Source organism: Streptomyces sp. NPDC001515 (assembly GCF_053597115.1).
On sequence record NZ_JBSFHN010000022.1, the window covers coordinates 41,501 to 62,176 of the forward strand.

Annotated in this window: 22 protein-coding genes and 1 pseudogene; 14 read left to right on the forward strand and 9 right to left on the reverse strand. The window is 72.7% G+C overall.

The window, feature by feature from the left end:
- Positions 1-32: 32 nt before the first annotated feature.
- A complete protein-coding gene (gene mshA / locus ACWCXC_RS23200) occupies positions 33-1,397 on the reverse strand; it encodes a D-inositol-3-phosphate glycosyltransferase (protein WP_450683983.1) in 1,365 nt (454 codons plus the stop codon).
- A gap of 271 nt (positions 1,398-1,668) precedes the next feature.
- On the opposite strand from mshA, the gene ACWCXC_RS23205 reads away from it, so the two are divergent.
- The 3 genes from ACWCXC_RS23205 (at position 1,669) to ACWCXC_RS23215 (ending at position 5,529) form a co-directional block, all read left to right on the forward strand.
- Positions 1,669-2,445 (forward strand): class I SAM-dependent methyltransferase, encoded by a 777-nt coding sequence (locus ACWCXC_RS23205; RefSeq protein ID WP_450683984.1) that lies wholly within the window; start codon positions 1,669-1,671, stop codon positions 2,443-2,445.
- A 214-nt stretch (positions 2,446-2,659) separates the two neighbouring features.
- Positions 2,660-3,745: an NlpC/P60 family protein gene (locus ACWCXC_RS23210; RefSeq protein WP_450890414.1), complete on the forward strand. Its 1,086-nt coding sequence runs from the start codon at positions 2,660-2,662 to the stop codon at positions 3,743-3,745.
- A 407-nt stretch (positions 3,746-4,152) separates the two neighbouring features.
- Entirely contained in the window at positions 4,153-5,529 is a 1,377-nt protein-coding gene (locus ACWCXC_RS23215; RefSeq protein WP_450890415.1) for a PP2C family protein-serine/threonine phosphatase, read from the forward strand.
- A 109-nt stretch (positions 5,530-5,638) separates the two neighbouring features.
- On the opposite strand, the gene ACWCXC_RS23220 is transcribed toward ACWCXC_RS23215, so the two are convergent.
- The 3 genes from ACWCXC_RS23220 to ACWCXC_RS23230 form a co-directional block, all read right to left on the reverse strand.
- Positions 5,639-5,989 (reverse strand): DUF2516 family protein, encoded by a 351-nt coding sequence (locus ACWCXC_RS23220; RefSeq protein ID WP_450683987.1) that lies wholly within the window; start codon positions 5,987-5,989, stop codon positions 5,639-5,641.
- 133 nt (positions 5,990-6,122) lie between these two features.
- Positions 6,123-6,836: a hypothetical protein gene (locus tag ACWCXC_RS23225; protein WP_450890416.1), complete on the reverse strand. Its 714-nt coding sequence runs from the start codon at positions 6,834-6,836 to the stop codon at positions 6,123-6,125.
- 47 nt (positions 6,837-6,883) lie between these two features.
- Complete coding sequence (locus ACWCXC_RS23230) at positions 6,884-7,381, reverse strand: helix-turn-helix domain-containing protein (RefSeq protein ID WP_450890417.1); 498 nt, start codon at positions 7,379-7,381, stop codon at positions 6,884-6,886.
- Positions 7,382-7,591: 210 nt separating this feature from the next.
- On the opposite strand from ACWCXC_RS23230, the gene ACWCXC_RS23235 reads away from it, so the two are divergent.
- The 3 genes and pseudogenes from ACWCXC_RS23235 (at position 7,592) to ACWCXC_RS23245 (ending at position 9,909) form a co-directional block, all read left to right on the forward strand.
- On the forward strand, positions 7,592-8,062 hold the full coding sequence (locus ACWCXC_RS23235; protein WP_450890418.1) for a DIP1984 family protein: 471 nt from the start codon (positions 7,592-7,594) through the stop codon (positions 8,060-8,062).
- Between the two features lie 289 nt (positions 8,063-8,351).
- Positions 8,352-8,642 (forward strand): annotated as a pseudogene (locus ACWCXC_RS23240) (DUF5958 family protein); the annotation flags it as partial.
- 148 nt (positions 8,643-8,790) lie between these two features.
- Complete coding sequence (locus ACWCXC_RS23245) at positions 8,791-9,909, forward strand: MerR family transcriptional regulator (RefSeq protein ID WP_450890419.1); 1,119 nt, start codon at positions 8,791-8,793, stop codon at positions 9,907-9,909.
- A gap of 19 nt (positions 9,910-9,928) precedes the next feature.
- On the opposite strand, the gene ACWCXC_RS23250 is transcribed toward ACWCXC_RS23245, so the two are convergent.
- The 3 genes from ACWCXC_RS23250 to ACWCXC_RS23260 form a co-directional block, all read right to left on the reverse strand.
- On the reverse strand, positions 9,929-10,819 hold the full coding sequence (locus ACWCXC_RS23250; protein ID WP_450890420.1) for a hypothetical protein: 891 nt from the start codon (positions 10,817-10,819) through the stop codon (positions 9,929-9,931).
- 30 nt (positions 10,820-10,849) lie between these two features.
- The gene (locus tag ACWCXC_RS23255; RefSeq protein ID WP_450890421.1) at positions 10,850-11,947 is read right to left on the reverse strand and encodes a helix-turn-helix domain-containing protein; all 1,098 of its coding nucleotides are present in this window, start codon (positions 11,945-11,947) and stop codon (positions 10,850-10,852) included.
- 297 nt (positions 11,948-12,244) lie between these two features.
- Positions 12,245-12,670, reverse strand: coding sequence for an ATP-binding protein (locus tag ACWCXC_RS23260; RefSeq protein ID WP_450683994.1), 426 nt, complete (start codon positions 12,668-12,670; stop codon positions 12,245-12,247).
- A gap of 166 nt (positions 12,671-12,836) precedes the next feature.
- Here ACWCXC_RS23260 and ACWCXC_RS23265 point away from each other — a divergent pair, with 166 nt between their 5' ends.
- The 3 genes from ACWCXC_RS23265 to ACWCXC_RS23275 all read left to right on the forward strand — a co-directional run bounded on the left by ACWCXC_RS23265 (position 12,837) and on the right by ACWCXC_RS23275 (position 14,906).
- Positions 12,837-13,715: a helix-turn-helix domain-containing protein gene (locus ACWCXC_RS23265; protein ID WP_450890422.1), complete on the forward strand. Its 879-nt coding sequence runs from the start codon at positions 12,837-12,839 to the stop codon at positions 13,713-13,715.
- Positions 13,712-13,921: a DUF397 domain-containing protein gene (locus ACWCXC_RS23270; RefSeq protein WP_450890423.1), complete on the forward strand. Its 210-nt coding sequence runs from the start codon at positions 13,712-13,714 to the stop codon at positions 13,919-13,921. The genes ACWCXC_RS23265 and ACWCXC_RS23270 overlap by 4 nt, the downstream gene beginning before the upstream one ends.
- Before the next feature lie 73 nt (positions 13,922-13,994).
- Positions 13,995-14,906, forward strand: a complete 912-nt coding sequence (locus tag ACWCXC_RS23275) for an aminoglycoside phosphotransferase family protein (protein WP_450890424.1) — start codon at positions 13,995-13,997, stop codon at positions 14,904-14,906.
- A 296-nt stretch (positions 14,907-15,202) separates the two neighbouring features.
- Here the strand turns inward: ACWCXC_RS23275 and ACWCXC_RS23280 are convergent, their stop codons facing one another.
- On the reverse strand, positions 15,203-15,376 hold the full coding sequence (locus ACWCXC_RS23280) for a hypothetical protein (protein WP_450890425.1): 174 nt from the start codon (positions 15,374-15,376) through the stop codon (positions 15,203-15,205).
- 713 nt (positions 15,377-16,089) lie between these two features.
- Between ACWCXC_RS23280 and ACWCXC_RS23285 the strand changes: the two genes are divergently transcribed.
- A complete protein-coding gene (locus tag ACWCXC_RS23285) occupies positions 16,090-16,248 on the forward strand; it encodes a hypothetical protein (protein ID WP_450890426.1) in 159 nt (52 codons plus the stop codon).
- An 88-nt stretch (positions 16,249-16,336) separates the two neighbouring features.
- Complete coding sequence (locus ACWCXC_RS23290; RefSeq protein WP_450890427.1) at positions 16,337-17,110, forward strand: hypothetical protein; 774 nt, start codon at positions 16,337-16,339, stop codon at positions 17,108-17,110.
- Positions 17,111-17,126: 16 nt separating this feature from the next.
- Here ACWCXC_RS23290 and ACWCXC_RS23295 read toward each other — a convergent pair whose 3' ends face one another.
- A complete protein-coding gene (locus ACWCXC_RS23295; RefSeq protein ID WP_450890428.1) occupies positions 17,127-17,873 on the reverse strand; it encodes a class I SAM-dependent methyltransferase in 747 nt (248 codons plus the stop codon).
- A gap of 118 nt (positions 17,874-17,991) precedes the next feature.
- On the opposite strand from ACWCXC_RS23295, the gene ACWCXC_RS23300 reads away from it, so the two are divergent.
- From ACWCXC_RS23300 to ACWCXC_RS23310, 3 genes are all read left to right on the forward strand, one after another.
- Complete coding sequence (locus tag ACWCXC_RS23300) at positions 17,992-18,618, forward strand: ArsR/SmtB family transcription factor (RefSeq protein WP_450890429.1); 627 nt, start codon at positions 17,992-17,994, stop codon at positions 18,616-18,618.
- 179 nt (positions 18,619-18,797) lie between these two features.
- A complete protein-coding gene (locus ACWCXC_RS23305) occupies positions 18,798-19,997 on the forward strand; it encodes an MFS transporter (protein ID WP_450684036.1) in 1,200 nt (399 codons plus the stop codon).
- An 83-nt stretch (positions 19,998-20,080) separates the two neighbouring features.
- Positions 20,081-20,659, forward strand: a complete 579-nt coding sequence (locus ACWCXC_RS23310) for an O-methyltransferase (RefSeq protein WP_450684003.1) — start codon at positions 20,081-20,083, stop codon at positions 20,657-20,659.
- The last annotated feature ends 17 nt before the right edge of the window (positions 20,660-20,676 follow it).

A 20,676-nucleotide genomic window follows, 5' to 3' on the forward strand; every position in this document is an offset into this window, starting at 1 on the left:
GGTGCACGGGCCGGGGCGCACGGGGAGGAGGCTCAGCCGTGGTGGGTGCGGACCCGGCGGCGGTGGTCGTGGATCGCCGCCGTGTAGACGTCCGCCGTCGCCCCGGCGGCGGTGTCCCAGCCGAAGCGCTGGGCGTGCGCGGCGGCCTCGGCGCCCATCCGGTCGACGAGCTCCGGCGCGGCGGCGAACCGCTGGATCGCGCGGGCGTACGCCTCGGGGTCGTGCCCGGGGATCAGGAAGCCGCTGACTCCGTCGCGGACCGCGACCGGGAGACCGCCCACGGCCGCCGCGACGACGGGGGTGCCGGCCGCCTGGGCCTCGATGGCGACCAGGCCGAAGGATTCGCTGTACGAGGGCATGACCAGCACGGACGCGGCCCGGAACCAGTCGGCGAGCTGGTCCTGTCCGACCGGCGGATGGAACCGTACGACATCGGCGATGCCCAGGCGGGCGGCCAGCTTCTGAAGCCCCTCCGGCTTGGCGAGGCCGCTGCCGCTGGGCCCGCCGACGACCGGCACGACCATGCGGGAGCGCAGCGAGGGGTCCCGGTCCAGGAGTACGGCGACGGCCCGCAGCAGCACGTCCGGGGCCTTCAGCGGCTGGATGCGCCCCGCGAAGAGCGGGATCAGCGCGTCCTGCGGCAGCCCCAGCCGGGCCCGCGCGGCGGCGCGCCCGTCGGCCGGGCGGAAGCGGTCCAGGTTGACGCCGGGGTGGACGACGGCGACGGAGGCGGGCGCGGCGTCGTAGAAGCGGACCAGTTCGTCCGCCTCCTCGGCCGTGTTGGCGATCAGCCGGTCGGCGGCGCTGACGATCTGGGTCTCGCCGATGACCCGGGCGGCCGGTTCGGGGGTGTCGCCCTCGGCGAGCGAGGCGTTCTTGACCTTGGCCATGGTGTGCATGGCGTGGACGAGCGGGACGCCCCAGCGCTGCGCGGCGAGCCAGCCGACGTGCCCGGAGAGCCAGTAGTGGGAGTGGACCAGGTCGTAGTAGCCGGGGCGCTGGCCGGCCCACGCCTGCATCACACCGTGCGTGAAGGCGCAGAGCTGGGCGGGCAGCTCCTCCTTGGCCAGCCCCTCGTACGGCCCCGCGTCCACGTGCCGGACGAGCACGCCGGGGGCCAGCTCGACGGCCGGCGGCAGGGCGCCGGTGGTGGAGCGGGTGAAGATCTCGACCTCGATGTTGATCGCGGCCAGCCGCCGGGCCAGCTCCACGATGTAGACGTTCATGCCGCCCGCGTCGCCCGTCCCCGGCTGGTGGAGCGGGGAGGTGTGCACGGAGAGCATCGCTATCCGGCGCGGTCTGCGGTGGCCGCCCGTGAACGTACCGGTGAGACCGGCGGGGAACCTGAGACGCGGTGCGACCCGGCCGCCGCCGAGTCGGGAGACGTACTGGCTCACGTCGTCCGGTCCTCCTCGCTCGCTCGGGGCACCGGCACGGGCACCGGCTCCGGCTCCGCCGACGTACGTTTCTGCTTGCGTCGCACGGCATGCCGCCTCAGGGGCACAGCCGCCCTTCGAAGGTGTCGAACAGCGGAGTGCGTCCTTTCATTTCCGCTTTGCCAAATCATTACCCTAGACTTCCGGCGCGTCGCACCGGAGCCCGCACCGCCCCCTGTACGACCGGCCGCCGCAGGGCCGGCCGTCCGGCGGGATCGTTACGCTCTGTGTCATGCGCCCGATCGGCACCGCGACGCGCGGGACCACCAACCCGAACCGGCTGCGCCGCATGGACCGCTGGATCGCCGCCGTGCACGGCCCCGCCCTGCGCCGCGCCGAGGACCCCGTCGCGGTCGACCTCGGCTACGGGGCCGCGCCCTGGACCGCCGTCGAACTGCTCGCCCGGCTGCGGACGGCCGAACCGCGCACCCGGGTCGTCGGCATCGAGATCTCCCCTGAGCGGGTCGAGGCGGCCCGCCCGTACGAGCGCGAGGGGCTGACCTTCCTCCACGGCGGCTTCGAGGTCCCGCTGCCGCGACGACCCGACCTGATCCGGGCGGCGAACGTGCTGCGCCAGTACGACGAGGACGAGGTGGCCGCCGTCTGGCGGCGGCTGTGCGAGCGGCTGGCGCCCGGCGGGCTGCTCGTGGAGGGGACCTGCGACGAGATCGGCCGCCGCCACGTCTGGGTGGCGCTGGGCCCGGAGGGACCCCGTACGGTCACGTTCGCCACCCGGCTCGGCTCGCTCGGCCGCCCCTCGGACCTCGCGGAACGGCTGCCGAAGGCGCTGATCCACCGCAATGTGCCGGGCGAACCCGTCCACGCCTTCCTGCGGGACTTCGACCGGGCGTGGGCGGCGGCCGCCCCGTACGCCTCGCTCGGCGCCCGGCAGCGCTGGATCGCGGCCGTCCGCGCGTTGGCGGCCGACTGGCCGCTGAGGGACGGGGAGCGGCGGTGGCGCCAGGGCGAGGTGACGGTGGCCTGGGGGGCGCTGCGGCCCGGCGGCTGACACCGGCCCCGGCCCACCTGCGCGCCAACGCCGGGAGAACAGCGGGAAACTCCCCGGCGCGGGAACGGCCGGGCACTCCCGCTCGTCCCTGTGAACTGGGGGCTGGATGTGTCTTCCTCTGTTGCTTTTCGGTAGGGCATGGCACGATCTCGTCGGGAACCACAAGTTACTGACGGTAAATCAGATTCTGTTTTCCGCTCGGAGGGGGAGCTTCGTGTACCGACGCCACTGTGCCGCTGCCGCGATCACTCTGGTCTGCGCGCTGGCCGTACTGGCCGCGCCGGTCCAGGCGTTCGCCGCTCCCGCACCCCCCGGAACCCCCTACCCCGGGCCCACGTCATCCGGTCCGTCCGCTCCGCCCGTGAAGAAGAGCCTCGAAGAGGTGCGCCAGGAGATCGACGGGCTCTACCGGGCCGCCGGAGCCGCGACGGACGCGTACAACCTCGCCGAGGAGCGGGCCAAGAAGCAGTCGGGCGAGATCGTCAAACTGGCCCAGGCGATCGTCGCCGGCCAGGCGAGGATCGCCGAGCTGAAGCAGCGGGCCGGTGCCCAGGCCCGCGAGGAGTACCGCAACGCGGGCCTGCCGCCGGGCGCCCGGCTGATGCTCAGCGGCGACCCCCAGCTCTTCCTGGACGGCATGAGCCGGGCCCGTCAGGGCCAGAAGGCCACCAAGGGGCTGCTCGGCGAACTGAACAGGACCCAGGAGGACCTGAAGACCTACACCCAGGACGCCAGCATCAACTGGACCAAGCTGGAGGCCAACCGCGTCAAGCAGGCCAAGGCCAAGAAGAGGATCAACGAGCAGATCGCGGCGGCCAAGAAGCTGGAGGACCAGCTGGAGAAGAAGGAGCGCGACCGCCTGCTCCAGCTGGAGCAGGAGCAGGAGTACCAGGCGCAGACCGCCTGGCTGGGCTCCGGCATCCTGAAGGAGATCAGCCAGGAGGCCAGTCCGGCCGGCAAGAAGGCCGTCGCCTTCGCGACCGCGCAGATCGGCAAGCCGTACGTCTGGGGCGCCGAGGGCCCCAAGTCGTACGACTGCTCCGGGCTGACCTCCCAGGCGTGGGCGGCGGCCGGCCGCCCCATCCCGCGCACCTCGCAGGAGCAGTGGCGGCTGCTGCCCCACATCGCGATCCGGGACATGCGCCCCGGCGACCTGATCATCTACCACCGCGACGCCACCCACGTCGGCATGTACATCGGCGACGGCGCGATCGTGCATGCCCCGCGTCCGGGCCGCAACGTCACGGTCGCGGGGGCGGGCTCGATGGAGATCCTGGGAGTCGTCCGCCCGGACAAGTGAGCCGGGGCGCTTCCCGCGATCTATTGGACCGATGAGCGGGGTCGGACCGGTGAGCGGGAGTGTCCGGACCGGTGAGCGGGGGCGTCCGGACCGGTGAGCGGGGCCGGTCTCCCGCGCGCTTACCGGACGCACGGGCGGAAGGCCCGCCTTCCGCCCGCTTCCCACGTGAGCGGCGCCACTGCGGTTCATCCGCCCGGCGTGACCTTTGTCATGCCCTCCCGGACAGCCCGGGGCGGGCCCATCGCGCCGGATCCGTGACCTGACGCGGCTTATGGCTCGGCATATGCCAACGGCCGAGTGCGGTACGCCATTCCGTTCCCGCATCCGGTACCGCTATCGTCCCCGTCGGCGGGTCGTCGATCGTCGACCCGCCGCGCCCTCGGGGGGAGGGAAGGAAACCTTTACCGATGCCCGTACCCGTACCGCAGCAACGTTCCGCGTCCGCTGCGGAGCCCGGCAATGGCACCGACCTCACCCTCCTGGTGATCGAGGACGACCCGTCGGGCACCATCACCGTCCCCGAACTGTCGGCGGCGGCCGGCGTCCGCGTCCGCATCCGGGCCGCCCGCAATCTGACCGAGGCCGGCCGGCTGCTCACCGACGACGTGGACTGCATCCTGCTGGACCTGGCCCTGCCGGCCGGCAGCGAGACCCGTGCGACCGCCGCACCCGCCGGCACCGAGGACGAGACGGACCGGCTCGCGACGCTCAAGCACGTCCTGCGGATCGCGCCCCGGCACGCCGTGCTCGCGCTCACCGCCGAGGACGACGCCGAACTGGCCGCCGAGGCGGTCCGGGTCGGCGCGCAGGACTACCTCTTCCGGGGCGAACTCGACGGCCGGCTGCTCAGCCGCGCCATCCGCTACGCCGTGGAGCGCAAACGCGCCGACGTGGCCCACCACCAGCTCACCGAGTCCCGGCTGCGCGCGCAGGAGAACGCCCGCCTGGAACGCGGACTGCTGCCCACCCCGCTGCTGGACGGCTCGGACCTGCGCTTCGCGGCCCGCTACCGCCCCGGCCGCTCCCGGGCCCTGCTGGGCGGCGACTTCTACGACACGGTCCGCACCCCGGACGGCACCGTGCACGCGATGATCGGCGACGTGTGCGGCCACGGCCCCGACGAAGCGGCGCTCGGCGTCGAACTGCGGATCGCCTGGCGCACCCTGATCCTGGCGGGGCTGTGCGGCGACGAACTGCTCTCCACGCTCCAGCAGGTCCTGGAGCACGAGCGGGAGAGCGAGGAGATCTTCGCGACGCTCTGCACGGTGGACATCGCCCCGGACGGCCGGCGGGCGGGCCTGTGCCTGGCGGGCCATCCCGCCCCGCTGATCGCCCGCCGGGGACGGGCGGCGCGGCTGCTCCCGTACGAGGACGGCGGCCCGGCGCTCGGACTGCTGCCGAGGGCGCGGTGGCCGCGCCGGCAGGTGGAGCTGGGCGGTGCGTGGAGCCTGATGATGTACACCGACGGGCTGATCGAGGGCCGCGTCGGCGGCGGGACGCAGCGGCTGGGCCAGGACGGCATGGTCGCGATGATCAACCGCCAGCTGGCCGAGGGGCTGACCGGCGAGGACCTGCTGGACGCGGCGGTCACCCACGTACGGGAACTGAACGGCGGCGAGCTGACCGACGACGTCGCCGTCCTGCTCCTCGACCGGGGCGGGGAGACCGCCCGCCACCGGGATTCCGCCCGCCAGCGCCCGCCGGGGCCCGGACCGGGCCGGAGCATTCCGCGCCCGCGCCCCGGGGAGGCGTCAACGGCAGCCGCTCAGCGACCGCCGTCGTAGCGGCCGTACGGCTCCAGATCCGTCATCGGCGATTCGGCATCCACCGTCGGCGACCGCCGCTGCAGGGCCCGTACGGTCCGGGTCCGTCGCCGGCGGTCGGCATCAGCGTTCAGCGACCGCCGTTGTACGGGCCGTACGGTCCGTCGCTGCTGGAACCGCCGCGACGGCCGCCGCGGCCACCGCCCGAGACGGCCTTGAGCGCGGGCCGTACGTCGACGAAGAAGACGATGGTCGCGACCAGGCCGGCGATCTGGAGCATCAGCTGGAGGCTGCCCAGCGGCACCAGGTTCACCACGACGACGATGCCGAGGATGATCAGCCAGAAGGACTTCTTCTGCTTGTCCGCGGCGCGGTAGGCGTCCTCGCGGGCGATCGCGGCCATGATCAGCGCGACAGCGGCGAGAAGCAGCATGGCCAGGGAGAGCAGCCCGAGGAATGTCGTGAAGCCTTCGAGCAACATGATGTGCACCGCCTAGTCAGTGGATGAGCCCTCGCGGCCAAGGTACCGGGACAACGGCCGGGCACCCCTGAAAAGTGCCCGCCCGCCGCCCCGGCACACCTGCGCCGGGCACGGCACGGCGCCTCGGCACCGGCTACTTGGCGGGCGGGGTGGTCTTCTTCGCGGCGGGCTTGCGCGCCGGAGCCTTCTTCGCGGACGCCGGCTTGTCCTCCGCCTTGGCCGTCTTCGCCGCGGGGGCGGGCTTGGCGGGCGCGGGCTTGGCGGCCGGGGCGGGCCTGGCGGCAACCGGCTTTGCGGGAGCGGCGGTCTTCGCGGGAGCGGTCGTCTTCGCGGGGGCGGACTTGGCCGGCCGGGCCTCCGTGGCCGTCGCCGAACCGGCGCGCGGACGGGCCTCCTTGCGCGGCTCGACGACCGCGATCTCGACGACCTCGTCGGCGGGCTCGCCGCGCCAGGTGCGGACGGTCTGCTCGCCGTGTTCGGCGACCTTCTCGTACGTCTCACGGGCGCGGACCGCGTACTCCGCGGCCACGCCGACCCCGCGCAGGGCCAGGTCCTGGGCGCTCTCGCCGAGCTTCTTCAGATCCGTGTCGAAGGCACCGATCAGATCCGTGACCCTGGCCTGGAGGGTGGCCTGCGCCTCCTTGGCCTGCCCGGCCACCTTCTCCTGCACGGTCTTGGGGTCGGTGTTGCGTACGGCCTCGATCCGCTCGGGCGCCTCGGCCCGCAGCTGCTCCAGCAGGGCCGGGACCTTCCGGGCCTGCCGCACGGCGAGATCGGCCGTACCGGCGGCGAAGTAGAGGGGGGTCGGGTCGGTGAGGGTCTTGCGCAGGTCATCGGTGATGGCCATGACTGTGGTCCTCCCGGATCATCAGCTCGGTCTGAGGGTGGTGGGCGCTACGAGGCGCGGTGCGGAGGTTCCGCCGACGGCCCGTCGGGGTCCGTCGCTTCTCGGGCCGCGTCACCTGTATCGGCAGCACGGCCGTCGACACTGAGGGGCCCGTCCGCACGCCCCTCCTTGCCCGGGGCCCCGTCGACGGGCTCGTCCTCGAACCCGTTCTCCTTGCGGAAGGAGGCGTAGATCTGGAGCAGCACGCTCTTCTGCCGCTCGTTGATCGACGGATCGGCCAGAATCACCGCCCGCGTCTCCAACTCCTCCCGCTCCCGCTCGTCCAGGATCCCGGCCCGTACGTACAGCGTCTCGGCCGAGATCCGCAGCGCCTTCGCGACCTGCTGGAGCACCTCGGCACTGGGCTTGCGCAGTCCGCGCTCGATCTGGCTGAGGTAGGGATTCGACACCCCGGCGGCATCCGCGAGCTGCCGCAGCGACAACTGCGCACTGCGGCGCTGCTCGCGCAGGTAGTCGCCGAGATTGCCGACGTTGAGTGAGGCCATGCCCCGATACTGGACCCATCCCGCTAACTTTTGCAAGCACTCGCTTGCAAAAGTGCGCCGAACCACTCGGACGGGCCCGGGCCCCTTCGCCGCCCGCCGCCCCACACCCCCCTGGCTGCTCTGCCCCTCCCCCCTGCTCCCCGGCGTTCCCGTGTCAGCCCAGCCCTCACTCCTATACTCGGGCGCATTGGCGAAGGGGGAGGTCGCACGGTGAAGCTTGCCGAGGCATTGGCCGAGCGGGCGGCGGCGACGCGTCGCGTGGAGCAGTTGCGCGCCCGCATCGCCGGCAGCGCGCGGTATCAGGAGGGGGAGACGCCCGCCGAGGATGCCGCCCAGTTGCTGGCCGAGGCGGGTGAGGTGCTCAGCACACTGGAGACGCTGATCCGGCGGATCAACCGGACCAACGCCACCGTGGAGCTGGAATCCGGCGGCACGCTCACCGACGCCCTCGCCCGCCGGGACGTCCTGCGGCTGCGCCACTCCGTGGTCACGGCGGCGGCGGACGCGGCGGCCGGCAGCGGGGGGCGGGGACACGGGCGGCAGCTCCGGTCCGAGCTGCTGATGCTGGCCGCGCTTCCGGTCGCGGAGCTGCGGGGTCGGGCCGACGTCCTCGCGCGGGAGATCCGCGAGGTCGACGTGCTGATCCAGCGGACGAACTGGGAGGTGGACCTGCTGGACTGACGGCCCGGCAGGCGCACACGATGTGGAGCGGGTAGTCGCTTCGGAGGCGTGCACAAGCCGAGGGCCGGCGGTCATTCCGGTCCACTCCTGGTGCGTGACGAGCAGCGCGGGGTTCGACTCCCCATTAACAGTGCAGTTCAGCACGGCGTACAGGTAAAGGTGCACATCGCACGGCACATCACCATGTGCAGATCCGAAGCGGTGAGGGCGGGTTCGGGGCTTTCCACATCACGAGGTTGCGCGGTACGCCGGGGCACGCCGCACTCCGGGCGGCGGCGACGAGCGCCTCAAGGCATTCCGGCTGCTCATCGCGGCGCCGGCCATCGCGGACGAACGCCGGCGGGAACGCTTCCGCGCCGACGGCTGCGGCCACGTATGGCATCGCCTCGCGGCACCCCCGCAGGAACCTCCACACGCACCTCCGCTGGAACGTCCGCAGGAGGCAGTGCCCCGACGAGGTCGCCCGGCACGGCCAGCTGACCGATCCGGAGCTGCGCTCGGCCCTGGCGGAGTGGTCCTTCACCTCCGACAACCTGAAGTCATCGGCCGGTACCTCGCGTTCGGCGACGAGCAGTCCTGAGGGGTGGATCGGCGTCCCGGCCGGCCGGGGGAACGGCCGAACAGTGGAACGGCCGAATGGCGGATCCCCGGCGGGTTGACCTTCCCCTTGGGGCAGCCCACAGCATCGGTGGTGCCGGGCGGCGTGCCCGGTACGAGGAAGGAGAGGCATGGAGCTGCTGACGATCGGGGCGTTCGCGAAGGCGTCCCGGCTCTCGCAGAAGGCCTTGCGGCTCTATGACGAACTCGGCCTGCTGCCCCCGGCCCGCGTCCACCCGGTGACGGGGTACCGGCTCTACGCCCCGGAACAACTGGAGGCGGCCCGGCTGGTTGCCTGGCTCCGGCGGCTGGGCATGCCCCTGGCCCTGATCCGGCACGTACGGGCCCTGGACACCGCCGAGGCGGCCCGGGAAGTCCGCGCGTACTGGGCCCGGGTCGAGGCCGACACCGCCGCGCGGCGGGATCTGGCCGCCTTCCTCGTCGACCACCTGTCCGGGAAGGAACCCGCCATGTCCTCGACCACGGCACCCCTGGAGATCCGCTGCGCCGCCCTGTCCGACAGGGGCCTGATCCGCGAGAGCAACCAGGACACCGCCTACGCCGGGAACCGGCTGCTCGCCGTCGCCGACGGCTGGGGCGACCGGGGAGCCCCCGCCGGGGCGGCCGCCGTCGACGCGCTCAAACACCTCGAAGCCGACGGCATCCCCGCCGGGGGCCTCCTCAACGCCCTGGAGGACGTCGTCGAGGAGGCCCGCCGGGCCGTCCGCGACGCCGCCGTCCCGGATACATCTCCCACCGGAGCCGGAGCCGGAACCGGAACCGGTACGTCCGCCACCGCATCCGGAACCACCCTCACGGCGATGCTCTGGACCGGCTCGCAACTGGGCCTCGTCCACATCGGTGACTCACGCGTCTACCGTCTGCGAGACGGTGACCTCGCCCAGATCACCCATGACCACACCATGGTCCAGTCGATGGTCGACGAGGGCCGGATCACCCCCGAGGAGGCCGCCTCCCACCCCCAGCGCTCCCTCCTGGTCCGAGCCCTGGGCGCGGAAGCCGACTCCGCCCCCGACCTGCGTCTCCACGACGCCCGGAGCGGCGACCGCTACCTCCTCTGCTCCGACGGCCTCTCCACCGTCGTCCCCACCCCCGAACTGCACCGCGTCCTCACCACGGCCACCACCCCCGACCAGGCCGTCCAGGCCCTTATCGCCCTCGCCAACGGCTCGGGCGGCCCCGACAACGTCAGTTGCGTGGTGGCCGATGTCGTGGAGACCGATCGGTAGCGCTCGGGGCGGGCCGTGATCAGGTGGCCGGGGCGAAGACGTCGTCGGAGGTGGTGGCGGTCGCGGCGCGCTTCAGCCACTGGCTCAGCCGCTGCGGGTCGGTGCAGGTGGTGATCCTCTGCCGGTCTTCCTCGCTGAGCGGGACCCCCCGGGCTTCGAGGATGAGGAGGAGACTGACGGCCTGCCCCTCGGCGCGCCCCTCGGCCCGGCCCTCGTCGCGGATTTCCTCGGACATGAAGGACTTGTAGAAAGAAGTGTCCACGGCCACCAGGTTCCTCCACTGTTGTGCGGCCGGGCGGGTCCCCAGGCCTTGTGCGGTGAGTTCGACGATGGGGTCGGTGAGGGTTTCGGGTGTGTCCCGCAGCGCGGCGGAGAGCGTTTTCAGTATGGCACCGACGTCCGGATGATCGGCGTGGGTGATGGCGGCGAGCGTGGCGAGGGCGAGGTCCTTGCGGGCCTCGGCCACGTCCTTGATCACCGGCATGTTGTGGGGACCGGCGACGAGGGGGTTGAGGATCAGCGTCGGCCACTGGCTGAGGCCGATGGTGATGGGGCGGGCGGCCCACATCGCGGTGGTGTGGTCCTGGCAGACGACCAGGAGGAGGACCGGCAGGGCCCCGTACCGGTTGTGGAGATAGCTGACGTAGTACGGCCAGCTGGTGGTCTTGCGCGGATCCTTCTTGCCCTGCGCCTCGACGGCGAGGAGGAACGGGCCGTCGTGCTCGGTCTCGATGCGCAGAAGGGTGTCGACGCGCCGTTCGACCGGGCTGTTCTCGGTGAGGTCGTTCGGCAGGACCGTGGCTGACGTGGGCGGTGGGATGTCGATGCCGAGGACTTCGGAGACACGGGAGAAGAGCCCCGGGTGCTCCTGGAAGATCCGGTGCATCGCTTCGTGGGGTGAGCTGACCATGGGGGTCCGTTCCGGGAGGGGATGTCGCTGTCAGGCGGCGGTCGCGTGCGGGTCCGGGGACGAGCGGGTACGGCATTCACGGCAGTGACCCGGCTCCCTCGCCCGGAACGCGCGGTCGCAGCCATCGCAGTGCTGGAGGGGAATGACGAGCACCCTGCGGCGCGGTGGCGGCGCGAGATCCGCGCTGCCGGGGAGAGGCGGTGGGAGCAGCGCGGCGATGCGGCTGCGGACGAACTTCGACGGGTACGCGACCGGCACCGGGAGATCGCTCGTCAGCGCCCGGCGGATCGTCTCGGGATGCCCGTCCCGTTCCAGCCATGCGGCGACGCCCGGTGCCAGCTCCTCGATCTCTCGCTCCGTCAGGCTGAGTTGCGGCGCGTGACGCCGCAGATCCGCCAGCACCGCCGTTGCGGTCCGGTACAGCTCTGGCGTCGGCGTCAGGGGCTGGGGAAGCGGGCGGGGCTGCCGCCTGGGGGCCGTCGGGGCGGGTACGTGGACGGCGGGCGGGGCGCCCGTCGGAGCGGGTACGTGGACGGCGGGCGGGGCGGCGGGGCGGGGCTGCGGGTCCGGCTGGGGCTCGGGTTCCGGCTGGGGCTGGGGCTCGGGCTGCGGCTCCGGATGCAGTTCCGGCTCCGACGAGGGCACCAGCGGCCGTTCCGGCTCCGGATGCGGCCCCTGCTGGGCTTCCGGCCGAGGGCACGGAAGCGAACGCGGTCGGGGCCGGAGTGCCGTGGCCATGGGGCCCGTCGTACGCGGCCGGTTGTACGAGACCGTCCGGGTGACCACGCGCCCATCGGGCAGACGTACGCGGCTCCGGTGCAGATACCCCTTGCCCTCCAACTCGCGCAGCGCCTCCGCGATCCGTGCCTCGCCCTCCGGGAAACGGGCGGCCAGCGACTTGATGCCGACCTGGGCCCCGGCGGGCAGCGACTGGATGTGGGCGGCGAGACCGATGGCCAGCAGGGAGAGTTCGCGGTGCTGGGCGAGGTGGTTGCCGATGACCGTGAAGCCGCTGGTGTGGCGGTCGTTGACGTGGATGACGCCGGAGGTCGGCGTGACGTGCGGGGCCTGGGGGCCGGGAGGGCCCTGCCGGGCGCGCGGAGGCGCGATAACCTGCTGGGAATCCATGGGGAAGCGGTTTTCTTCCTTGTGGTCAGGCCCTGGCCGGGATTGTCATTCCCGTCCGGGGCCGCTCACGTTCTGGGGTTGTCGCGGCGAGCATATGCCAGCCAACCGGTACGAAATCCAGCCCAGTTGGCAGGGTTCACCCGCGCGAGTGATGCAGGTCAGGACGGGGTGGGGTCGGGTTTGGTGAGGTTATTTCCCAAGTTCTTTAAAAGCCTTCAGACGTCGTGGCCAACCACGTCGCGGTACGCCGGAACACGGCGCACCGAGTCGTGGCCGCCCACGACCCGGTGAAGCCGGTCAGCGTACGAGGTCGAGTTCCGCCCAGATCGTCTTGCGCGGCACCGGCCCCCGGACCACACCCCACCGGTCGGCCAGCGCCTCGACGATGAGCAGCCCCCGCCCACGCTCCGCGAGCGGATCGGGAACGGCCATGGCGGGCAGGCTGTCGCCCCGCGTATCGGTCACCTCGATCCGCAACCGGGTCTCCGTGACCAGGACCAGGCGCAGTTGGAAGTCCCTCCCCGACACCCGGCCGTGAAGCGCCGCGTTGGCGGCCAGCTCCGCGACCACCTGCGCGGCCGTCGCGGAGGGCTGCCCCCAGAGATCGAGATGGGCCACGGCCAGGAGCCGGGCGAGGCGGGCCCCGCGCCGGGTCGGGGAGAGCAGCACGGTGAACGTGCGCTCAGCGGTGGACTGGTGAAGGGTGGCGGTTTGTTGGTTCACATCACTCAGCGTGGCCGCCTCCGCATACCGTGCCCAGTGACACAGCCCTTGCGTACGGTGATTGTCCCGGGCTTGTCCAGCGCTGTCCCGGCTGTCCGGAGTGACCTGCGGGGAACAGACGCGGTTGAGGAACACCAGCACACGCGCGGTCGGGAATGGGGCACGGATGAGTGTGGACGGGGCCGGTACGGAGCAGGTCAACGGCAGTGCGGACGAGCCCGGCTGGGACGTCGACCCCGACGACGAGTCGGGCGTCGCGGTCGTCGCCGCTGTCGGCCGCCAGATCAAGGCGTGGCGCGAAGCGGCCGGCCTCCGCGCCGGTGAGTTCGGAGCGCTGATCGGGTACGGGGAGGACCTGGTCTACAAGGTTGAAGGGGGACGGCGCATCCCCCGCCCGGAGTTCCTGGACAAGGTGGACGAGATCTGCGGTGCGGGCGGGAAGATTGCGGCGATGAAGGCGGATGTGGCGGCAGTTCGGTACCCGAAGAAGGTGCGGGATCTGGCAAGTGTGGAGGCCAAGGCTGTTGAGATCGCGGCCTATGTGGCGCACGGACTGCATGGGCTCCTGCAGACCCCTGGGCACGCGCGGGCGCTTTTCGAGGCCCGGCAGCCGCCGTACACGCAGGACGAAGTGGAGCGCATGGTCGCCGCGCGCATGGCCCGGCAGTCGATCTACGAACGATCACCCGCACCCGCGCTCAGCTTCGTCCAGGAGGAGTCGGCACTCCTGCGCCCCATCGGCGGCAGGGAGGAGTGGCGGAGGCAGCTCGAACGGCTGTTGGAGATCGGGCAGCTGCGTCATGTAACCCTCCAGGTAATGCCCACACATCGCGAGGCGCACCCGGGAATGGACGGCGACATCGACGTGCTGAAATTCAACGACGGTACGGCAGTGGGCCGTTCCCCCGGGGCCTTCAACGGCCGACGGGTGACCGATGCCAGGCAGCTCCGTATCCTGGAACTGCGGTGGGGCACCATCCGGGCCGAGGCTCACACACCCCGAGCGAGCCGGGCCCTCATCGAGCGAATTCTGGGAGAGACATGATCCGCAGGACTTCCGCGCGGGACGTTTCCGAACTGGCCTGGTTCAAGAGCAGCTACAGCAGCAACGGAAACGAAGGCGACTGCGTCGAGGTCGCCGCCGCCCCCGGCGCGGTGCACGTCCGGGATTCCAAGGACGTGCCGGGACCACGGCTCGCCTTCGGCGAGACCGCCTGGGCCGGGTTCGTGTCGTACGCCGCCGGGCACTGAGCCCGTAGACGGCCCGCCCCCCGGGCGCGGAAAGTCGATGGAATCCCGCCCAGCCGCCCGCCAGACTCACCGCGTGACGATTCACGAGAACGAGATTCCGGTCGACGACGCACTGGTGCGGTCGCTGCTGAAGGCGCAGCGGCCGGAGTGGGCGGAGTTGCCGTTGAGGCGGGCGGGGGCGGGGACGGACAACACGATGTTCCGGCTCGGGGACGAGCTGTTGGTGCGGGTTCCGCGTACGGCTGAGCACGCGGCGCCGTTGATGAAGGAGCGGGAGTGGCTGCCCCGGCTGGGGGCGGTTCTTTCGTGGCCGATTCCGGAGCCCGTGCACGCCGGGACGCCCACCGAGGGGTTTCCGCTGGACTGGTCGGTTTACCGGTGGATCGAGGGGGATCCGGTCGGGCCGGAGGCCGTGCGGGACTGGGGGGTCTTTGGGGCCGATCTGGCCTCCTTTGTACGGGAGTTGCACGGGACACAGCTGATGGGTGCGAGTCGCGCGGGCGGGCTCACTTGGTACCGAGGGGGCCGGCCGGCCGAGAGCGACGCGTGGGTCCGGCCGTCGTTCGACGCGTGCCGGCGCCTCGTGGGGGACGAGCTGGACGTGGACGCCCTGGAGGAGATGTGGCGGGCGGGGCTCTCTCTGCCCGACTCCGACGTGGGCCCCGTATGGCTGCACGGCGACCTCAGGCCGGCCAATCTCCTGGCCCGGGACGGGCGGCTCCACGCGATCATCGACTTCGGCGGGCTCTCCATCGGGCTGCCGGACGCCGAGCACGCGGCCGTGTGGGATCTGCCGCCGCAGGCGCGTGCGGCGTACTGGGACGCGCTGGACCTCGATGAGGCGACCTGGACGCGGGCTCGCGCCTGGGCCGTCGCCGTGGCCGTCCCCGGGATCCCGTACTACTGGAACACGTACCCGTCGTTCGTCGCCGAGTGCCGCGCCCGGCTCCGCGCCGTCCTGGCGGGGCCCCGTTCCCTTCACTGACCGCCGGAACGCCGGGGCGCCGGAACGGGTACGCCGCTGCCTGGCCCTCGGCCGGCGCATTTTCTTGCACGGGCCGAGGCCAGGGCATCGTCATTCACGGCCGAGAATCAGGTGATCGTCAGGTCCGTGTTTCCACAGGTAGACGTCCACACATCCCGGGCACCGTATTCGCCGATGCACGCCTGGTAATACACGTACGTTCCCTCGGGGAGCGCGTAATTGCAGTCCTCGTAGCCATTGTTCGCGCCGTCTGAATCCCAGCAGTAGTGATACTGGGAATTCGGGCCGGTCTGCCGCTACCTCCCGATGGCCGAATGGCCGTCCGCGGCCGAGTCGACGACCCTGAAGTGCTCCCCCAGAGAGAAGAACTTGGCCTGGGAGGAGTAGGTGGTGTCGAACATCCACCCGCCCTCCGTGACGGCCGAAGCGCTGCCGGACATGCCGATGCCGATCACAAAAGCCCCGGTCACAGCGGTCAGACCCTGGCCGCGTTACGGAATTCCTTGCCCATCAGATCCCCTTTCCCGGCCGCCCCGCCGCCGTCGATCGGCGCATCTCACCGGGCCGCCTATTCCCCCGTTCACCGCCGGGAAAGAAATGAACCCACGGCGATCTTGAAGGCGTGGCCGGCACGCTAACCGAAGCCCCATCTCCCCGGCGACCGACCCGAACCAGCTCTTCACACAACAGGTGCATGGGTCACGCTTCCCTTACCGCACCCCCTCATCGGACCCCAACGCCACACCTCGCTGGCGACGCCACCCCGGCCGCGCTCCTTACTCCGTATCCAGGAAAATTCCGGCTTCGGAGGATGAATTGAGGAAGAATCGCACAGCCCTGCTGCGAGGTGCGGCCCTGCCCGTGCTCACCGCCGCACTGCTGATGGGCGCCCTGTCGACACAGGCGGTGGCCGGTGGCGACGACGGCCTGGGCGGGGACGGCACCTGCCAGAAGACCTGCCCGCACGGCAAGCCCGGCCCGCCCGGTCCCGCCGGGCCCGAAGGCCCCCAGGGCCCCGCCGGACCTGCCGGGCCTGCTGGACCCGCCGGACCCGCCGGGCCTGCCGGGCCTGCCGGGCCCACTCAGCCGACCCAGATCATCGAGGCGGCCTACCCCCTTCAGCCCGGCCTCAACACGGGAACGGCCACCTGCCCGCCGGGGGACGTCGATCACCGGTGGCGGCATGAAGACGCCGCTCGGTGGCAACAACCTCACGGCGCAGACGTACGAGTCGTACCCGTCCGCCGGGGACACCTGGACGCTGTCCTTCAACAACTCGGCCTCGACGACGGGCACGTACGTCGTGTACGCGATCTGCCTCCCGGTGACGCCTCCGGCCTGAGCGCCCGCCCATGCTCCGGGCCGCTGACGGAGCCGGCTCCGGCCCCACGTCGTTCCGAGCCGCGTGCGACGGCCCCTAACCTGGCCGGGTGATCGAGGCAGAGGACATCCGGGCCGGAGACGTGCTGTCGGTGACCTGCCCCTTCACCCCCGCCGAGGTCGTCCACGGAGTTGGGGCCGCCGGGGAGGAGATCGCGGTGCGATGGCCCTGGTGGGAGATCGACGAGAGCCGGACGTACGGGCACTGGAACGGGGTCGTCGCCCTCGGCGTCGCGCGGGACGGCGGCCACGTGCCGCCCGTGGCGGACGCCGAGCTGTTCCGGACGGAGCCGGCGGCCGAGCGGCTGGCGGCGGGCGACCGCTGCCGGGTCGGGATACCGCCGACCGTGGTCCACGTGACGGGCGTCGAACGGCATGATCCCCCGCTGGAGACCGTCTGGCTGCCGCGCCCCACGCGGACCGTGACCGTGCTGCGGCGGGGGCTGTCGTACCGCGAGTACCCCGACGGCAGCCATCTCGACGGTTCGGGGTACACGCTCCATCCCGGGGACGGCATCCCGTACGCCTTCGAACTGGTGATGCGGCCGTACGCCGCGCTGCTCGCGGGGGACGAGATCGCCGACGCCGCCGGGCGGGCCTGGCGGTTCGACGGGCCGTGGGACTGGACCGCCTTCGACGGCGACTCGTACGGTGCGGCCCCCGTCTGGCCGCTCACCCTGCTCACGCGGGCGGGCGCGCCCCGCTCCCCGGAGGGCTCGGAGGACCCGGAGGCGCGGGCCGTGGCGGTGAGCACGGCGAACGGTTCGCACGAGGAGACGGTGCGGGCGTGGACGGCCCTGACGGGGGCCTCGCCCACGCCGTGACGTTCGCCCCGCCGGACTACCGCCCGGCCTCCGGCCCCTCCACGCACCGCGCCACGAACACGAACTCCCTGCCCGGCCGGTCGGGCGCGTCCCGTACGTCCTCGACCTCGTAGCCCAGCTCCTCCAGCTCCGCCGCCACCTCCTCGCGCTCGCGGAAGCGCAGGGTGGAGTCGGAAGTCAGCACGGCACCGTCCGCGCCGAAGACGTACGTCCAACGGAACGTCACCAGAGGCCCGTTGACGTCAACAAGGTCCACCCAGCTCTCGACCGGCCCGGTCCCGGGGATGTCCGTCACGGTGTACGAGGCGGCGCGGTTCCACTCCTCCCACGCGCGGGCGGCCGGATCGCGGGTTTCGAAGACCAGGTGGCCGCCGGGGCACAGGGCGGCGTGGGCGGCGCGCAGGGTGCCGCGCCAGACGGGCGGGTCGGTGAGGGCCTGGGCGACGTTCGCCGTCATGGTCACCAGGTCGACGCGCAGGGGCGGCAGGGCCGTGGCGTCGCCGTCGATCCACCGGACCCGCTCGGCGCCGGGCTTGCCGCGCGCCACGTCGACCGAGGCCCGCGCGGGGTCCACGCCGACCACCTCGATGCCCCGCCCGGCCAGCAGCAGCGCGAACACCCCCGTACCGCAGCCGATGTCCAGCACCCGCCGCGCCTCGAACTCCTCCGCGATCCGCACGTACGCGTCGAGATCGCCGCGGTCGGGTTCCAGCGCGTCGTAGACGGCCGCCAGACGCGGATCGCCGAAACACTCGTCAGCCATGCGGACGAGGGTAGGGGCGGAGCCGGGCGCCGGCGGCGTCAACTGCCGCTTCGGCAGCGCACTGTGCTCTCACAACAACTCTTTCGAAACACCTGTTGTACGTCTACGCTCGTCGCCCATGGCTGCCTCCTCCTCCTCGCCCTCGTCCGCACCCGGTCCCGCTCCCGATCCCGACGTCCGTCTCGACACCGCCCGGCTCCGGGTCCTCGCCCACCCCATGCGCCTGAACGTCCTCGCGCTGCTGCGCCTGCACGGCCCCGCCACCGCGACCCGGGTCGCCGAGGCCCTGGACATCACCCCCGGCTCCGCCAGCTACCACCTGCGGCGCCTCGCGGCGGGCGGGCTCATCGCGGAGGTTCCGGAGCGGGGCGCGGGGCGCGAGCGGTGGTGGCGGGCCGTGCACCGGCAGTCGGTCCACGATCCGGCGGTGGAGCCCGTGGAGCAGCGGGCGGCCGGGCGGGCGTACGCGCAGGCGGTCGCGCTGGCCGCCGCCGAGCGGCTGCGGAGGGCCGCCGAAGAGGTGCCCGCCCTTCCGCCGGAGTGGTACGCGGCCGGGGTGTACGCCGACTTCGCGCTGCGCCTCGCCCCGGACGAGGTCGAACGCCTGCGCGCCGAACTCTTCGCGGTGGTCGACCGCTACCGGCGCGATCCCGCCGACGCCCCGCCCGGTGCCGCCCCCGTCACCCTCCAGATGCAGGCGTTCCCCGCCCCGGGCACCATGGCCCCCGACACGGAGCCCGTGTGACCGCGCACGCCGACACCCCGCCCGGCCCGCAGGGCCCCTCCGGCCCTCCCGTTCCGCCGGGTCCCCCCGGCCCTCCCGGCCCTCCCGGCCCGCAGGGTCCCCCCGGCCCCTCCAGCCCTCCCGACCCCTTCGGCCCTCCCGGTCCCCCGGGTCCCCCCGCCCACCGCGATCCCAACCTCCTGCGCTGGCTCGGGGCCTACACCGCGTCGGTCATGGGCGACGTGGTGTATTTCCTCGCGCTGTCGTGGTGCGCGACGCGGGCCGGAGGGCCCTCGCTTGCCGGGTTCGTGATCGCGGCGGGGGCGCTGCCCCGGGCGGTGCTGATGCTCGGCGGGGGCGTGGTGGCGGACCGGTTCGGGCCGCGCCGGGTCGCCGTCGTGAGCGACGCGACGCGGTGTGCGGTGATCCTGGCGGCGGCGGCCGTCCTGATACTGACCTCGCCGCGCCTGTGGCTGCTGGTGCCGGTGGCGCTGCTGTTCGGGGTGGTGGACGCGGTGTTCATGCCCGCCGTCGGCGCGTTGCCGCCGCGCCTCACGGCTCCGGGGCAGCTCGCCCGCGTCCAGGGGATGCGCGGTCTGGCCGTACGGCTCAGCAACGCCGCCGGCCCGGTCCTGGCGGGCGTCGTCCTGGCGGCGGGCGGCGCGGCGGGCGCGTTCGCCGCGAGCGGGGCGCTGTTCGCGCTCTCCCTGGCCCTGCTGCTCACCGTACGGACGAAGGATGCGCCGGAGGCGCCGGAACCCACTTCCCCGGCGCGGGAGTTGAGGGACGGACTGCGTTACGTGCGCCGGCACCGGCTCCTCGCCCCGCTGGTCACCGTGATCGGTCTGAGCGAGATGTGTTTCAGCGGGCCGGTCGCCGCCGGGCTGGTGCTGCTTGCCGATGAACGCGGCTGGGGCGCGGCCGGCATGGGGTGGATCGCGAGCGCGTTCAGCGCCGGGGCGGGGGCCGGTGCGGTGCTGATGGCCGCCGCGCCCCGGCTCCCGCGTGCCGGACTGGCCGTTTCCGGGTCCCTGTTCGTCACGGCGGCGGGCACCGTGGCCCTGGGGCACGCCGGGTCCCTGGCCGCCGCCGTGGTGTGCGGTGCGGTGGTGGGACTGGCCAACGGGGTCACCGCGACGGTGACCGGGGCGCTGGTGCAGACGGAGACCGATCCGCGCTACCTGGGCCGGGTCACCTCCGTCACCAGCCTGTGCGCGGTCGGTCTCGCCCCGGTCCTCCTCCCCGTCGTCGGCCTCACCGTCGCCGCGTGGGGAGCCGCCGCCTTCTTCACCGTCTGCGGCACCATCTGCCTGCTCGGGGCGGGGCTCGGGGTCGCCGTCACGGAGCTTCGTCGGGCCGAACTCCGCTCGCCGGAAGGTCCATTGAGCGCGGAAGCGTAGCCCGGGCGCCCCGCCCGTCCACCTGCTGACACCCGGACCCCATTCCCTTGCCCGTGCGCCCGCGGGCCTTTCATCATCAGCGCATGGACGACACACCCAGCACTCAGCCCGCCTCCCTGCCCGCCCTGCGTTCCCGGGCACGCGACGCGGGCTTCACCATGTCCAGCGACGACCGTACGGGGAGTCTGCTGGCCGCACTCGCCGCCGCCCGGCCGGGCGGGCGCATCCTGGAACTCGGTACAGGGGTGGGCGAGGGAAGCGCCTGGCTGCTCGACGGCATGGACGCCTCCGCCCGCCTCACCAGCGTCGAACTCGACGCCGCCGTGCAGGAGGTCGCCCGCGAGGAGCTGGGCGCCGACCCCCGGGCGACCTTCGTCTCCGGCGACGGCGGCGCCTGGCTGGAGGAGTACGACGGGCCCCCGTTCGACCTGGTCTTCGCGGACACGTGGCCCGGCAAGTTCACCCACCTCGACCGGGCCCTCGGTCTGGTGGCGGTCGGCGGCACGTATCTCATCGACGACCTGGACCCCCAGCCCAACTGGCCGGAGGGCCACCAGAAGTCCGTCGACGCGCTCCTCGTGGAGCTGGAGGCCCGCGAGGACTTCCGGTGCGTACGGCTGGCCTGGTCGACCGGGCTGCTGATGGCCGTCCGTACGGGGTGAGGGGCCCGGAATCCGTG

Bases quoted from the DNA above. Each gene is read 5' to 3' on its own strand.
- ACWCXC_RS23215 (WP_450890415.1), top strand. From the start codon at position 4,153: ATGCCCGTACCCGTACCGCAGCAACGTTCCGCGTCCGCTGCGGAGCCC.
- ACWCXC_RS23295 (WP_450890428.1), bottom strand. From the start codon at position 17,873: ATGGCTGACGAGTGTTTCGGCGATCCGCGTCTGGCGGCCGTCTACGAC.
- ACWCXC_RS23270 (WP_450890423.1), top strand. From the start codon at position 13,712: ATGATCCGCAGGACTTCCGCGCGGGACGTTTCCGAACTGGCCTGGTTC.
- ACWCXC_RS23220 (WP_450683987.1), bottom strand. From the start codon at position 5,989: ATGTTGCTCGAAGGCTTCACGACATTCCTCGGGCTGCTCTCCCTGGCC.
- ACWCXC_RS23250 (WP_450890420.1), bottom strand. From the start codon at position 10,819: ATGGTCAGCTCACCCCACGAAGCGATGCACCGGATCTTCCAGGAGCAC.
- ACWCXC_RS23285 (WP_450890426.1), top strand. From the start codon at position 16,090: ATGAAGACGCCGCTCGGTGGCAACAACCTCACGGCGCAGACGTACGAG.
- ACWCXC_RS23205 (WP_450683984.1), top strand. From the start codon at position 1,669: ATGCGCCCGATCGGCACCGCGACGCGCGGGACCACCAACCCGAACCGG.
- ACWCXC_RS23255 (WP_450890421.1), bottom strand. From the start codon at position 11,947: ATGGATTCCCAGCAGGTTATCGCGCCTCCGCGCGCCCGGCAGGGCCCT.
- ACWCXC_RS23265 (WP_450890422.1), top strand. From the start codon at position 12,837: ATGAGTGTGGACGGGGCCGGTACGGAGCAGGTCAACGGCAGTGCGGAC.
- ACWCXC_RS23300 (WP_450890429.1), top strand. From the start codon at position 17,992: ATGGCTGCCTCCTCCTCCTCGCCCTCGTCCGCACCCGGTCCCGCTCCC.
- ACWCXC_RS23230 (WP_450890417.1), bottom strand. From the start codon at position 7,381: ATGGCCTCACTCAACGTCGGCAATCTCGGCGACTACCTGCGCGAGCAG.
- ACWCXC_RS23225 (WP_450890416.1), bottom strand. From the start codon at position 6,836: ATGGCCATCACCGATGACCTGCGCAAGACCCTCACCGACCCGACCCCC.
- ACWCXC_RS23245 (WP_450890419.1), top strand. From the start codon at position 8,791: ATGGAGCTGCTGACGATCGGGGCGTTCGCGAAGGCGTCCCGGCTCTCG.
- ACWCXC_RS23310 (WP_450684003.1), top strand. From the start codon at position 20,081: ATGGACGACACACCCAGCACTCAGCCCGCCTCCCTGCCCGCCCTGCGT.